Here is a 14,520-nt window from a genome sequence, read left to right as displayed (position 1 = left end):
TCCGCTTGGCTTTACACCTAGATTGAATGTTTTTCAGCTGCGGGCAGTCCTTGTTGCCGCGGCGGACAAAGGCTATGCACATGATCGATAAAAGCTACGACCCTAAAGAGGTCGAAAACCGGATTTACGAAGGCTGGGTGAGTGAAAACTTGTTCGCGGCAGGCGCGGGCGCCAAAGAAGGCGCTGAGAGCTATACGATTGCGATGCCGCCGCCAAATGTCACCGGAGATTTGCATGTCGGTCATGCGTTAACTTTCACCATTCAGGATTTGCTTGCGCGATTTGAGCGTATGCGCGGCAAGAATGTTCTATGGCAACCCGGCACCGACCATGCCGGTATTGCGACACAAATGATTGTTGAGCGGCAGTTGATGGAAAGTCAATCGCCTGGTCGCCGTGAGCTTGGCCGTGAGAAATTCTTGGAAAAAGTCTGGGAATGGAAAGAAAAAAGCGGCAACACAATTGTTTCGCAGCAAAAGCGTTTGGGTTCATCGGCAGATTGGTCCCGTCAGCGTTTTACTATGGATGACGGCATGTCTGAAGCTGTTCTCAAAGTGTTCGTGCAGTTGCATAAAGAAGGATTGATTTACAAAGACAAACGTCTCGTAAATTGGCACCCAGTTCTGCAGACAGCGATTTCTGATCTTGAAGTTGAGAACATTGAGATCAACGGCCATATGTGGCACTTGCGCTATCCAATCGAGGGTAGCGAAGAGACAATCACCGTTGCAACCACACGACCTGAGACGATGCTGGGCGATACTGCGGTTGCTGTTCATCCTGAAGATGAGCGCTACACCCACCTTGTTGGCAAGATGGTTGTTTTGCCGCTAACCGGGCGCAAAATTCCGATTGTTACGGACGAACACGCTGATCCTGAGCAGGGATCCGGTGCGGTGAAGATTACGCCAGCGCACGACTTCAATGATTTTGAAGTTGGCAAACGGAACAATCTAGAACAAATCAATATCTTCACGTCGGATGCCAAAATCAACGACGAGGCGCCAGAAGCCTATCGCGGCATGGATCGATTTGATGCCCGTAAGCAAATCATCAAAGACCTAGATGCACTTGGCGTGCTTGTTGAAGTCGAAGATAAAATGATTTCGGTACCACATGACGAGAAATCCAAACTCGTCGTTATCGAGCCTTATCTGACCGACCAATGGTATGTGGATGCCGTAACTCTCGCGAAACCTGCTCTTGCAGCCGTTAAAGAAGGTCGCACCAAATTCGTTCCCAAGAGTTGGGAAAATACCTATTACGCTTGGATGGAGAACCTTCAACCGTGGTGTATTTCACGCCAATTGTGGTGGGGTCACCAAATTCCAGCATGGTACGGACCGGATGGCAAAGTGTTCGTTGAGCACAGCGCAGAGGCTGCGCAAGCGACCGCTGATGCGCATTATGGCGCACCAACAGCGCTCAAACGAGATGCAGACGTGCTTGATACGTGGTTCTCGTCTGCGCTTTGGCCATTTTCAACGTTGGGTTGGCCTGAAAAAACAAAAGAGCTCGAAACCTATTATCAGACCAACACATTGGTCACCGGGTTCGACATCATCTTCTTCTGGGTCGCCAGAATGATGATGTTTGGCCTTCACTTCATGGACGAAGAGCCGTTTGAAAATGTTTACGTTCACGCCCTTGTTCGGGATGAGAACGGCCAGAAAATGTCGAAAACCAAGGGCAATGTAATTGATCCATTGGTATTGTTTGACGAGTACGGCACTGATGCAACACGTTTTACTTTGGCCGCAATGGCTGCGCAGGGGCGGGACTTGCGGTTGTCGCTTTCGCGTGTTGAAGGCTATCGGAATTTTGTAACAAAAATTTGGAATGCTGCGCGTTTCCTTGAAATGAATGAATGCGCCCGCGTTGAAGGCTTTGACCCGAAATCGGTAAATTCAGCACTCAACAAGTGGATCTTGAGTCGAACCGCAAAGGCTGTGGCTGAGGTTGAAAAATCTATTGAAACGTTCCGTTTCAATGAGTCTGCAAATGCTGCATATGACTTTGTTTGGGGCACATTCTGCGATTGGTTCGTGGAGTTAGCCAAACCTGTGTTCAACGGCGAAGATGAAGCGTTAAAAGCTGAAACGCGGGCAACCGCTGCGTTTGCCCTTGATCAGATTTTGGCTCTTTTGCATCCATTTATGCCGTTTGTGACAGAAGAGCTTTGGGCGCAAACTGCACATCAGGGTCCAAAACGCGAAAAACAATTGATTATTTCTGAGTGGCCACAATTAGCTGCGCTTGTTGACGAAGAAGCTGAGCAGGAATTGGGCTGGTTGATCGACCTAATCTCCGGTATCCGTTCCGTTCGCGTGGAAATGAACGTTCCTGCGAGCATCAAAGCACCGCTTGTTGTGGTTGGCGCGAACGACAAAACCAAGTCGCACCTTGATAGCCAAGCGGCGATGGTCAAACGTTTGGCTCGGATTGAAGAGATTTCATTTGCCGATGCTGTTCCGGATGAAGCAGCGCAGTTGGTGCTGAACGAAGCGACATATTGTTTGCCGCTTTCCGGCATCATCGATATTTCAGCGGAAAAAGAACGGTTAGGCAAAGATTTGGCCAAGTTGGACAAGGAAATTGACGGCGTTGATAGAAAGCTCAGCAACGAGCAGTTCATTTCCAAAGCACCAGCGAGTGTCGTGAACGACCAAAAACAACGTCGCGATGATGCAATTGCCAAGAAAGAACGAGTTGAGGCAGCTTTAGCAAGACTGGGATAGTGCAAACACCGACATTGCGATGAAAGTTTAGGCGGGGGTGCCGGGGAAGCGAACGCCGTTCGCGACGGCGGCGCGGAAGATGTCATAAAATTGCAACAGTACGCAATAATTCACTCAAACGTGATTGGCGGCCCCATTTTGACGATGTGGCCGCCATTTTTTTAACCCAATACATATGCATAAGCATGATAACAGCGGCATTGGCGGATGGCGCGCTGCACTCAAGCCTTCAAGGAGCGCGGAGAACCGTACGTCTTGCCCCAATTGTGCCTTGCATCAAGCGGTCGGCAAAGTAAAACAGATCAACGGTTTGACGCCAATGATGCTTGGAAGGAATAAACAGTGGACGAGAACAAAATCGACAAGAAAAATCTACCTAGTCGACATGTAACCGAAGGGCCTTCACGGGCACCGCACCGGTCATATTACTATGCGATGGGCCTAACAGGTGGTCAAATTCACCAGCCATTCGTTGGTGTTGCAACCTGCTGGAACGAAGCTGCGCCTTGTAATATCGCGTTGGCTCACCAAGCTCAGTTCGTGAAAAAAGGCGTTGCCGCTGCAAATGGTACGCCTCGTGAGTTCACCACAATCACCGTGACAGACGGCATCGCCATGGGTCACCAAGGCATGAAGTCGTCTTTGGTTTCGCGTGACGTGATCACCGACTCGGTGGAACTGACCATGCGTGGCCACAGCTATGATGCGCTTGTTGGCTTGGCTGGCTGTGATAAGTCGCTGCCGGGTATGATGATGGCGATGGTTCGCCTGAACGTACCATCTGTGTTCCTTTATGGCGGTTCAATTCTTCCGGGAAATTTCAAAGGTAACCCCGTAACTGTTCAAGATGTTTTTGAAGCGGTTGGGAAGCACTCTGTTGGTGATTTTTCTGATGAGGATCTGGAAGAGCTAGAGCGTGTGGCTTGTCCATCATCAGGTGCATGTGGTGCGCAATTTACTGCGAACACTATGGCGACCGTTTCTGAAGCTATCGGTTTGGCATTGCCATATTCTGCTGGTGCACCAGCGCCTTACGAAATTCGTGACCAATTCTGCTACACCGCCGGTGAGCAGGTAATGGAGCTGATCAAGAAAAACATCCGCCCCCGTGACATCGTTACGCGCAAAGCGCTAGAGAATGCGGCGACCGTGGTTGCTGCCTCTGGCGGTTCAACAAATGCTGCATTGCACTTGCCAGCGATTGCGAACGAAGCGGGCATTGAATTTGATCTGTTTGATGTTGCTGAGATTTTCAAGAAAACGCCTTATATCGCGGACTTGAAACCGGGTGGCCGCTATGTAGCCAAAGACATGTTTGAAGCGGGTGGCATTCCGCAGCTAATGAAAACATTGCTTGATAATGGCTTTATGCACGGCGATTGCATGACGGTTACTGGCCGTACAATTGCCGAAAACCTTGAAAAAGTTAAATGGAACGACAAGCAAGATGTTGTTTGGCCTGCGGATAAACCGATTACGAAAACCGGTGGCGTTGTTGGTTTGCGCGGCAATCTAGCCCCAGAAGGCGCGATTGTTAAAGTTGCAGGCATGAGCGAATTGGAATTTACCGGCCCAGCGCGTTGCTTTGACAGCGAAGAAGAGTGCTTCAAAGCTGTTTCTAACCGCGACTACAAAGAAGGCGAAGTGCTTGTTATCCGTTACGAAGGACCAAAAGGTGGTCCAGGTATGCGTGAAATGTTGGCAACAACCGCGGCGCTTTACGGCCAAGGCATGGGCGACAAGTTAGCTTTGATCACAGACGGTCGTTTTTCTGGCGCGACCCGCGGTTTTTGTATCGGCCATGTTGGCCCAGAAGCTGCCGTTGGCGGCCCGATCGCACTTTTGAATGATGGCGACATGATCACCATCAACGCCAATACCGGCGAAATCTCGGTCGACTTGACCGATGATGAACTGAAAGCCCGCAAAGACAAGTGGCAAGCACGTGAGACCAATTTTGGCTCAGGTGTCATTTGGAAATATGCCCAAGGGGTTGGATCTGCGCGTTATGGCGCACTGACACATCCCGGCGCAAGGGGCGAGAAGGAGTGTTATGCGGACATCTAGCATCCGTATTGCTGTTTGTTTTGTTGCCGTGGTGTTGGCATTGCCGTGGGGCTTGTCCCTTATGGGTGGTGCCAACGCACAGGACAATACCAACATTTTCTCCTTTTTTGGGGACAGCGATGCAGAAGTGTCCAACGAAAACCTGTTGGCAGCCTTGGAGGAGGCTGCCGAAGCAGGACAACCAATCGCGCTTTGGCGATTGGGCACAATGTACGAGAATGGGGAAGGGGTGCAGCAGGATCGCGCCCGTGCCTTCCTTTATTTCCGTGAGCTAGCCGATGGCCACGCCGATACGCCGCCAAAGTCAGTCGGCGCGGATATTGTCGCGCAAAGTTTTCTGAAAGTGGGCGAGTATTACCGCGAAGGCGTGCCGGATGCTGGGGTGGAAGCTGACGACACACTTTCGCGTAAGCTCTGGCTGCATGCAGCGTCCTATTTTGGTGATGCAGATGCGCAGTACAAAGTCGGCCAGCTCTATCTAGACGAAAATGAATTTGGCTATTCGCCATTACAAAGCGCGCGTTGGTTATCGCTGGCCTCTAGAAAAGGCCATCCCGCTGCGCAAGCAACTTTGGGCGATATGATGTTCAATGGCGAAGGAATTTCTGCTGACCCTGTTGAAGGGCTAATGTGGCTCACACTTGCTGACCGCCGCGCGGGTGGCACAGAAGACGAACCCTGGATCGCAGAACTGCACGAACGCGCAATTTCAGTGGCTACACCTGAAGAACGCCAGCAGGCAATCGCAGCAGCTGATAGCCTTGGCTCTCGATTTGGTGGCTAACGTTAGCCTAGAAGTCGAAATGCCCAACTACCGGAACATGATCTGACGGTTTTTCGCGCCCGCGCATTTCTTTGTGCACTTCGACGCTGAGTAATTTATCTGTGGCTTGAGGCGAACACATCAAATGGTCAATTCGAATGCCGTTATTCTTGCGCCAAGCGCCTGCCTGAAAATCCCAAAACGTATAGGCCTGCTCTGAATTGGTTGCTCTAAGCGCATCCGTCATCCCCAGGGCCGCCAACGCCCGAAAACGCTCCAGACTTTCGGGGCGATAAAGCGCATCTCCCCACCATCCATCATGATCATGCGTGTCAAGCGGTTCGGGAATTATGTTGTAATCACCAGTAACTATCAGTGGTTCTTCAAGTGTTAGGCGATCTTTGGTCCATTCAATCAGACGATCCATCCAAGCCAATTTGTAAGGGAATTTGTCCGTATCGACCGGATTGCCATTTGGCAGGTAAATACCGGCAACACGAACTGGTCCGTCTGGCCGTGAAATCACGCATTCGATGAAGCGGGCTTGCTCGTCACTATCGTCGCCAGGCAGGCCGCGATTGACCTCTTCAAATGGATGTAACGAGAAGAGTGCAACGCCGTTGAAACTCTTTTGACCATGTGTTTCAACATTGTAGCCAAGGTCTTCAAAAACTTCGCGCGGAAAATTCTCGTCGATGCTTTTGATTTCTTGCAAACAGACAAGATCTGGCTTGTTTTCCTTCAGCCAATACTCAACTTCGTTAAGTCGTGCTTTGATTCCGTTGATGTTCCATGTCGCTATTTGCATGATTTTGTTCGCATTTCCCAAGTTTATCCACACCAACTACTCTAAAACTATTCATACGTCCAAATACGTGCTGAGCTGTCACTGCGATTCAGGGAGATCGTATCTTTAAATTGGGGGAGTAACAATATGAGTGATGCGTCTGAGGATGATCTAAAGAAGAAATTAATGGACCCGGATTATTCACCGCCAATGTCAGTGGCCATTCCACTTGGCCTACAACATGTTTTGGCGATGTTCGTTTCCAATTTCACGCCAGCGATTATCGTTGGTTTGGCAGCGGGATTTGCCTTCGGTTCCACTGATTTGGTCTTTTTGATCCAAATGTCGATGTTATTTGCTGGCATCGCGACACTTTTTCAAACTGTAGGTATGGGACCAATCGGTGCTAAGTTGCCGGTCATGCAAGGCACAAGCTTTGCCTTTATTCCAATTATGATTCCGATTGTGAAAACAGCGGGAATGGCCGCACTGTTCGGCGGTATCATTGTTGGCGGGATATTCCACTTCCTTTTGGGCACTGTAATCGGGCGCATCAGAATTTGGTTGCCACCTTTGGTGACTGGTCTGGTAGTGCTTTCTATTGGTCTGGCACTTATTCCTACTGGCATAAAATATGCCGCCGGTGGTGTGCCCGCCTTTGACAATGGAGCGCCCGAGTTTGGTGGCCTAAATCACTGGTTCTTGGCCTTAACGGTAATCGTTGTGTCGCTTGGTCTTAAGTTTTTTGCCAAAGGCGTTATGTCTTCCGCTGCGATTTTGATTGGTCTCGTTGTCGGCACGCTTGTAGCTTGGCCAATGGGCATGTTGAATATGTCTGGCGTTGCGCGGGCTGAATGGTTTGCCATACCAACACCACTTTCCTACGGCATCGAGTTCAATATGGCCGCCATTATCGGCATGTGTTTGATGGCTCTGGTGTCTGCAATTGAAACCGTTGGCGATATTTCAGGTATCACCAAAGGTGGCGCAAACCGTGAGGCAACCGACAAAGAGCTAGCAGGCGGTACATTTGCTGATGGTTTGGGAACCGCGATTGCTGGCCTATTTGGTGGCTTGCCAAACACATCATTTTCGCAAAATGTGGGTCTGATTTCGTTGACTGGCGTAATGAGCCGGATGGTGGTCACAATTGGCGCCGTGTTCCTCATCTTTTGTGGATTGGTTCCAAAGATTGGCGCAATCATCGCTTCCATGCCCATCGCGGTTCTTGGCGGCGGCGTGATCGTCATGTTCGGAATGGTCGCATCAGCCGGTGTGAACATGCTTGGTGATGTAAAGTGGGATCGCCGTAACATGGTGATTTTGGCTGTATCACTCGGCATTGGTCTTGGACTTCAGGCTGTGCCGCAAGCATTGCAGCATTTGCCAAGCACGCTTCAAGTGTTGCTTTCTTCAGGTCTGCTTCCTGTAGCGTTCTTGTCGATCGTTCTAAATGCAGTTTTGCCAGCAGAGCTGGACTAAAACAAAAAGGAGCCCGGCACTGCCGGGCTCTTTTCACTAGTCTTCGTGACAGTTCTAAACTGAAAAGCTTGTTCCACAACCGCATGACGCAACAGCGTTTGGATTGTTGATCTGAAAGCTTTGGCCGATCAGGTCGTTGACGAAATCAATTTCCGAGCCCTGCATAAATTCAAGGCTCAATGAATCAATCAGCACAGTTGCCTTTTCATGACCAAGCACAAGATCATCTTCCGTCGCTGTTTCCTGAACCAGATTATATTCGTACTGGAAACCGGAACAGCCGCCACCCGAAACAGCGACGCGAAGTACTGTTCCTGCGGGTTGTTTCGCCAAAATCGCCTCGATCCGAGTTAAAGCACTGTCGGTAACGGTGACTTTTTCAGGTGCTAGCGCAAGATCTGACATGTAAATTTCCTATTTCTGACGCCAAATGGCGTTTTCAAAAGCCTTGCTTAATAGATAGGCTTCATAAAGCACTTTGAAAAGAGGGTACAAGGAAAGTTGAAATGCACCTGAGCAATGGGCTTGCGCCATATGCGTCCCATCCGGAACAATCCAAGGGCCGTCTTCACGCCACGAGCGAAAGTCCAACGCGGTCTGAGTTTCAGCGCGACCGTGACCGGATTATCCATTCTAACGCCTTTCGTCGCCTAAAACACAAAACGCAAGTGTTCCTTCACCACGAAGGAAATCACTTTCGTACCCGACTGACCCATACGCTCGAAGTATCTCAAATCGCTCGATCAATTGCCCGGGCGCTCAATTTGAACGAGGATTTGGCGGAATGTCTCGCGCTCGCGCATGATTTGGGGCACACGCCGTTCGGCCATGCAGGCGAACGTGTGCTGCATGAGAAAATGAGCGCTTACGGCGGCTTTGATCACAATGTGCAGGCCCTTCGGGTCGTGACTTCGCTTGAAAACCGATATGCGGAACATGATGGGCTAAATTTGACGTGGGAAACGCTCGAGGGGATCATCAAGCACAATGGTCCGTTGATTGGACAAGGCGTCGGTCAAAAGGAGCTACCATTTGGTCTTGATCAAAAACTTGCTGTTGCTGATTTGCGCTTTGACAGTTTCGCTTCTCTCGAAGCTCAAGCTGCTGCGATTGCAGACGACATAGCTTACAACGCGCATGACATAGACGATGCGCTACGTGCAGGCTTGCTTAGTTTGGACCAACTTCGCGATGTTGCACTTGTTGGTGAAATCGTTCGTGAGGTGCAAGATAAATATCCCAACGTTAGTGCAGATAGGCAGTCACATGAGACAATTAGGCGTTTGATCACGCGGACAATCGAAGATGTGATCAATCATTCCACCGCGCAGATTTCAACGCTCGCGCCACAAAGCGCCGAAAATGTTCGACAAGCGATCAAAACGCAAATTTGTTTCTCTGATACTATGGCAGCGCAGGAGAAAGAGCTGAAAAAGTATCTGTTCTCAAACGTTTACCGCTCCGCGTCCGTGATGAGCCCTGTGCTAAAGGGCGAAGAGATTGTTGGGGCACTGTTTGATGAGTATCTCGCAAACCCCACCATGCCGCCTGAGTGGGAAGATCTAGCAAATTCTAACCCGCTCGGCGGCCGCCCGCGCACCGTGAGCGACTTTGTTTCCGGCATGACAGACCCATACGCCACCACCTCATTTAACCGATTGTTTGACGCGGACGTGGATTTCCGGTAACCGCTTGGATATTCAAGTCATTATTGAAATGGACAAATAAAATGGACGCATTTGCCGTCTTCCGCGATCGTGTGGAAGAAAAGTTGATCAACCTCTATCCTGAACTAAGCGAGCATAAAGCGGCGCTTTCTCGATTTGTGGTTGAACCTCCGCGCGATGCAAGCCATGGCGATCTGTCGTGCAATGCCGCAATGGTGTTGTCCAAGACGCTCAAATCAAACCCTCGGCAGATTGCGGAAAAGTTAGTCGTTGAATTTGAGAGTGACGCGCAAGTGACAAACATTGATGTTGCTGGGCCGGGCTTTATCAACTTCACGCTCAGCGCTGACGCATGGCAGTCAGTAATTGCGGACGCAAACGCAAAGGGCGCCGACTTTGGCCGACCCGTGCAAAAGTCGGCCGCAAAAGTGAATGTTGAATATGTTTCGGCCAACCCAACAGGTCCGCTGCATGTTGGTCATACACGTGGGGCTGTATTCGGCGACGCGCTTGCCAACTTGATGGACTTTTGCCGTTACGACATTATGCGCGAATATTACATCAATGATGCAGGCGGTCAGATCACGGTTTTGGCCAATTCTGCCTATTTGCGTTATTTGGAAGCGCTCGGCGAAGATATTGGTGAAATACCAGCCGGTCTTTATCCAGGCAAGTATTTGCTGCCAATTGGCCAGTTCTTGGCTGAAAAGTTTGGCGACAAACTGAAATCAATGGACGAAGAAGCTCGGGTTGATAAGATCAAACCGATTGTTCTCGAGAAAATGATGGACCTTGTTCGCGCCGATCTTGCAAAGCTCGGGATCAAGCATGATGAATTCTTTTCTGAGAAAACGCTGCACGGTGACGATGGTGATATTAAAAACACCCTCGCATGGCTGCGTGACGAAGGCTTAGTCTATCAAGGCACGCTAGAAGCACCAAAAGGCAAAACGCCTGAAGAATGGGAAGATCGCGAGCAAACGTTGTTCAAGGCGACAGATTTTGGCGACGATACAGACCGAGCTTTGATCAAGTCGGATGGCTCATACACGTATTTTGCAGCGGACATTGCATACCACCGCAATAAATATCTGCGTGGCTATAATTCGCAAATCGTCGTTTTGGGCGCAGACCACGCTGGTTATGTCAAAAGACTGGGTGCGGCGGGCAAGGCTGTTTCAGGCGGTGAGGCAGAAGTTGACGTAAAGATCTGCCAACTGGTGAACCTGCTGCGTGACGGTCAGCCTGCAAAAATGTCCAAACGGAGCGGCAACTTCATCACGATGGCTCAGCTTGTTGACGAAGTGGGCGCGGACGTTGTGCGCTTTATCATGTTGTTCCGTCGGAACGAGGCACCGCTCGATTTTGATTTCGACCTTGTGACACAGCAAACCCGTGAAAACCCAGTATTCTATGTGCAATATGCCCACGCGCGGGCATGTTCTGTCTTTAGAAATGCTAAGCGCGATGTCCCGGATTTGGATATGTCGTTGGAAAATTTGCAGAATGCAGATTTATCATTGTTGTCGCATCCGGCTGAAATCGACCTGCTCAAAGTAGCAGGACAATTTCCACGGATCATCAATTCCGCGGCCGTCGCCCACGAACCCCATCGCGTTGCGTTTTACGTTCACGAGTTGGCAGGCGCGTTCAACGCCTTTTGGACTAAAGGCAAAGAAGAGCCGCAGTTACGGTTTATTAATCATGAAGATAGGACAATAACCCTAGCGCGACTCGCAATGGTCAATGCTGTTCGTCAAATATTGCGAAATGGTTTGGGCATTCTTGGTGTGTCGGCGCCAGAAGAACTATCATAATTCAGGCACAATGCTGCTTTATCAGCATAATTATAGTGTTACGAATACAAAAGTGAGGGTCATGACTAACGTCTGTGACCGAACAATATGACGAATTCGAACGATCCCAAGAATTCTGGATTAGAACAATCCGATGACTTGATTGCGGAATTGGCGCGCATTGTAGCCGACGATGCGAAGCGAAGCACCGTTTCTGATGCCGTTGATGAACGAGCGCAAGCAACAGCTGCTGCTCGGTCCACACTCACGCCTGTCCGGTCTTTTGAGCCCACGCCTGAATTTGAGCCGCAACCTGAAGCACCAAAGACCGAACCAGCGTTTCGACCAACATTGGTTGAAACAAGTGAGCCAGCACCAGCAGAAGTACCGGCCGAGCGCGCGCAAACTGAACCAACGCCAACAGCTCCATTTTCTACAATAGGCGAGGGCGTAACGCCGCTTTCCGGGCATGAGGCATTCACCCCTGATCAGGAAACGGCAGCGCCAAGCACGACGCCACCAAGCGCGACACCTGAAAATGTAGAAGTGCCGTTTGAGTTCGATTTTTCGTCGAATATTGAAAAGGGTTTTGCTGAGCAAACGCCGATTGCAACTGAAGTCAGCGAAGCGCCTACGTTTGAAGCAAGCGAAGCTGCAGCTGAAACTGAGGCCACACCAATTGACGTCATGGATGATCTTGATGCCATTGCGTCGCTGATTGAAGACGTTGAGCGTCAAGCCGCGCCTGAGCCGAGCCCAGCATTCGGTGAAATTCCTGTCGCACAAGCTGGCGTAAGCGCGCCGCAGCATTCAGAAAACGCTCAATTTGCAGAGCAAGGGTTTGAGCAACCACAAAGTTTTGGTGATAGCGCATCTCATGGCGAAGACGAATTCGCGGTGCCACCATCCATGGTTGCCGATGTGCGAGATCCTTCTGTTGCTGTGAGCGATCCACTTTCAGAAATTGAAGAATTGATCGCCGATACGCGAACACCGGCAGAGCCTACCCGAGCGGATAAAACGCCCGCAGATGCAGCAGAGGCGGCAATTCTTGCTGCACTGGCCGCTGCAGGAACAAAGCCAGCGGTACCAACGTCTCCTGTCGCTCCAACTCAACCGGACGTCACACCAGAGCCTGCGCCTCTTGCCCAAAATCAGATGCATGCTGAGGAGCCGATGACGGCTGAGCCGAATTTTGGAGCTGCATCGGTAAGTTCCGATCAAGTGCGGGCTGAGCGCATTGAAACAGAAACTGATAAACGTGGCGGCATGCTACCTGTTTTTGCAGCCATTGCGGCAGTTTTGATTTTGGCAATAGTCGGTGGAGCTGGATATTGGATGTTTTATGGCCAGAATGCGGGTACCGATGTCCCAACAGTTGCAGCCCAAAATACATCAGTTAAAATCGAACCAGAAACGCCTCAAAGTACTGAAGAAAATTCCAGCGTATTCAACGCACTTGAAGGCAATGGTGAAAATACGAGCAACGAGCAAATCGTTTCACGCGATGAAACGGATGGTGCTTCAAGCACAAATATCGCACGTGTCGTAACGCCAACAAGCAACAGCAATGGGTTAACAAACCGAAAAGTGAAAACCGTTACGGTTTTGGCTGACGGCACGATCGTCAGTGGCAACGAAGCTTCCGCAGGAGCTGAGCAATTGCCCCAAGGTGTGCGGCCAAATGTGCCAGCGCTTTCAAATGGTGATGCGACTGCTGAGGCTGGCGATGAAATTGCATCTGTGTTGAACTCCATCGCTTCTGGGGATGCTGTGGCTGAAACGCCTGTGACGCCAGATGCAACTGCATTGGTTGAAGCTGTTACCGAAACAGCGGTGACAGAAGCTGCTGCCCTGGCAACAAGTGATGACCCATCAGCACCGCAGCCACCTGCACGTCCTGCCGGGTTGGGCACCAACCAACCATTGGCAAGCGCCACTGCAGCAACCCCGGTTGCAACGACATCACAGCCGATTTCGCTATTGCCGCAAACGGCATCAACGCCCGCACCTGCGACAACAACAGCAAGCGCGCCGACTTCCTCTACAACGAGCGGTGTTTCCGCACCGTTCTATGTGCAACTCGCTTCGCAACGTTCTGTTGAGACTGCTCAGGCAACGGCAGCAACGCTACAACGCCAATTCCCAAGCCTGTTGAGCAACGCCACAATTGACATCAACCGAGTCGATCTTGGCGATAAAGGTATCTATTTCCGAGTGCGTGTGCCTTCAAATAGCCTTGCAGACGCAAATAGCCTTTGCTCAAACTTGAAAGTCGGCGGCGGAGATTGTTTCGTCAGAAACAACTAATCAGTGCGATAAACAGTGAATTGGCGGCGTTTGTCGCCAATCTTGCTTGACCCCAAGCCCATGACCACGCCACACTTTCTTCGCGATTGTGACTTAAGATGTTGGTGAAATGGCACAAAAAGACATTCAGTCTGACTTTATGCAAGACCCAGTTCGCCCATCAAGGGGTGAAGGGGTTATGTATGTGGATGTGCAGGGCTATGAAGGTCCGCTGGATCTTTTGTTGGACCTTGCCCGCAAGCAGAAAGTTGACCTTGCCAACATTTCCGTTTTGGCTCTCGCAGAGCAATATCTGAGTTTTATCGACACAATTCGCGAACGCCGGATTGAAGTCGCCGCTGACTATTTGGTGATGGCGGCTTGGCTGACCTATCTGAAAAGCCGGTTGATGGTGCCCCAAGATGCGGACACAGATGAGCCGACCGGCGAAGAAATGGCGGCTTTATTGCAATTCCGCCTAAAACGGCTCGAAGCAATGCGCGACGCGGCGGCCAAATTGATTAATCGCCCGCAACTTGATCGCGAGATATTTGCGCGCGGTGATCCAGAACATGTCGTGACCGACAGGAAGAATGTTTGGGAAGCGACTTATTTTGATCTGCTTCGGGCCTATGCAGTTCAGCGAGAACGTCAAATCCCTGCTGAATATACCCCTGTCACTCGAACGGTGTGGTCGCTTCAGGACGCTGAAGATATGTTGCGTCGTTTGATCGGTGAGGGTGCAGACTGGGTGCCACTGCATGCGTGTTTGTCGAAATATTTGGACCTGCCGGAAGAGCGGACAACAGCTCTCGCTTCAAGTTTCACCGCATCGCTTGAAATGGTGCGCCAAGGCCAGCTAGAGTTGCGCCAATCTGAATTATTTGGCCCGCTTATGTTGCGGCGGCGCAAAGAGCAATAGGTAGGAACT

At 50.6% G+C, this 14,520-nt stretch carries 10 protein-coding genes; 8 read left to right on the top strand and 2 right to left on the bottom strand.

What is annotated here, in order from left to right; genetic code table 11:
* Positions 1–80 precede the first annotated feature (80 nt).
* From AC2D8L_RS05315 to AC2D8L_RS05305, 3 genes are all read left to right on the top strand, one after another.
* Positions 81–2,738, top strand: a complete 2,658-nt coding sequence (locus AC2D8L_RS05315; RefSeq protein ID WP_484684399.1) for a valine--tRNA ligase — start codon at positions 81–83, stop codon at positions 2,736–2,738.
* A 342-nt stretch (positions 2,739–3,080) separates the two neighbouring features.
* A complete protein-coding gene (ilvD, locus tag AC2D8L_RS05310) occupies positions 3,081–4,805 on the top strand; it encodes a dihydroxy-acid dehydratase (RefSeq protein WP_484684398.1) in 1,725 nt (574 codons plus the stop codon).
* On the top strand, positions 4,792–5,589 hold the full coding sequence (locus AC2D8L_RS05305) for a tetratricopeptide repeat protein (protein ID WP_484684397.1): 798 nt from the start codon (positions 4,792–4,794) through the stop codon (positions 5,587–5,589). Before ilvD ends, AC2D8L_RS05305 begins: the two co-directional genes overlap by 14 nt.
* 7 nt (positions 5,590–5,596) lie before the next feature.
* Here AC2D8L_RS05305 and xth read toward each other — a convergent pair whose 3' ends face one another.
* Positions 5,597–6,376 carry an exodeoxyribonuclease III gene (gene xth / locus AC2D8L_RS05300; RefSeq protein WP_484684396.1) on the bottom strand — a complete coding sequence of 260 codons (780 nt, stop codon included), beginning with the start codon at positions 6,374–6,376 and terminating at the stop codon, positions 5,597–5,599.
* Between the two features lie 126 nt (positions 6,377–6,502).
* On the opposite strand from xth, the gene AC2D8L_RS05295 reads away from it, so the two are divergent.
* Positions 6,503–7,837, top strand: coding sequence for a uracil-xanthine permease family protein (locus tag AC2D8L_RS05295; RefSeq protein WP_484684395.1), 1,335 nt, complete (start codon positions 6,503–6,505; stop codon positions 7,835–7,837).
* A 54-nt stretch (positions 7,838–7,891) separates the two neighbouring features.
* Here AC2D8L_RS05295 and AC2D8L_RS05290 read toward each other — a convergent pair whose 3' ends face one another.
* Positions 7,892–8,242, bottom strand: a complete 351-nt coding sequence (locus AC2D8L_RS05290) for a HesB/IscA family protein (protein WP_484684394.1) — start codon at positions 8,240–8,242, stop codon at positions 7,892–7,894.
* A 101-nt stretch (positions 8,243–8,343) separates the two neighbouring features.
* Between AC2D8L_RS05290 and AC2D8L_RS05285 the strand changes: the two genes are divergently transcribed.
* The 4 genes from AC2D8L_RS05285 to AC2D8L_RS05270 all read left to right on the top strand — a co-directional run bounded on the left by AC2D8L_RS05285 (position 8,344) and on the right by AC2D8L_RS05270 (position 14,511).
* A complete protein-coding gene (locus tag AC2D8L_RS05285) occupies positions 8,344–9,525 on the top strand; it encodes a deoxyguanosinetriphosphate triphosphohydrolase (protein ID WP_484684393.1) in 1,182 nt (393 codons plus the stop codon).
* A 41-nt stretch (positions 9,526–9,566) separates the two neighbouring features.
* Positions 9,567–11,321, top strand: coding sequence for an arginine--tRNA ligase (gene argS / locus AC2D8L_RS05280; protein ID WP_484684392.1), 1,755 nt, complete (start codon positions 9,567–9,569; stop codon positions 11,319–11,321).
* Positions 11,322–11,408: 87 nt separating this feature from the next.
* A complete protein-coding gene (locus AC2D8L_RS05275; RefSeq protein WP_484684391.1) occupies positions 11,409–13,610 on the top strand; it encodes an SPOR domain-containing protein in 2,202 nt (733 codons plus the stop codon).
* Between the two features lie 109 nt (positions 13,611–13,719).
* Positions 13,720–14,511 (top strand): segregation and condensation protein A, encoded by a 792-nt coding sequence (locus AC2D8L_RS05270; protein ID WP_484684390.1) that lies wholly within the window; start codon positions 13,720–13,722, stop codon positions 14,509–14,511.
* Positions 14,512–14,520: the final 9 nt, after the last annotated feature.

It is taken from the genome of Maritalea sp. YIW29 (genome assembly GCF_057219265.1).
This window is presented reverse-complemented; position numbering and strand designations above follow the sequence as displayed.

What these genes read in the sequence shown, in the direction of transcription:
- AC2D8L_RS05315 (WP_484684399.1), top strand. Translation starts at nt 81, where the DNA reads ATGATCGATAAAAGCTACGACCCTAAAGAGGTCGAAAACCGGATTTAC.
- AC2D8L_RS05305 (WP_484684397.1), top strand. Translation starts at nt 4,792, where the DNA reads ATGCGGACATCTAGCATCCGTATTGCTGTTTGTTTTGTTGCCGTGGTG.
- xth (WP_484684396.1), bottom strand. Translation starts at nt 6,376, where the DNA reads ATGCAAATAGCGACATGGAACATCAACGGAATCAAAGCACGACTTAAC.
- AC2D8L_RS05295 (WP_484684395.1), top strand. Translation starts at nt 6,503, where the DNA reads ATGAGTGATGCGTCTGAGGATGATCTAAAGAAGAAATTAATGGACCCG.
- AC2D8L_RS05290 (WP_484684394.1), bottom strand. Translation starts at nt 8,242, where the DNA reads ATGTCAGATCTTGCGCTAGCACCTGAAAAAGTCACCGTTACCGACAGT.
- AC2D8L_RS05285 (WP_484684393.1), top strand. Translation starts at nt 8,344, where the DNA reads ATGCACCTGAGCAATGGGCTTGCGCCATATGCGTCCCATCCGGAACAA.
- argS (WP_484684392.1), top strand. Translation starts at nt 9,567, where the DNA reads ATGGACGCATTTGCCGTCTTCCGCGATCGTGTGGAAGAAAAGTTGATC.
- AC2D8L_RS05275 (WP_484684391.1), top strand. Translation starts at nt 11,409, where the DNA reads ATGACGAATTCGAACGATCCCAAGAATTCTGGATTAGAACAATCCGAT.
- AC2D8L_RS05270 (WP_484684390.1), top strand. Translation starts at nt 13,720, where the DNA reads ATGGCACAAAAAGACATTCAGTCTGACTTTATGCAAGACCCAGTTCGC.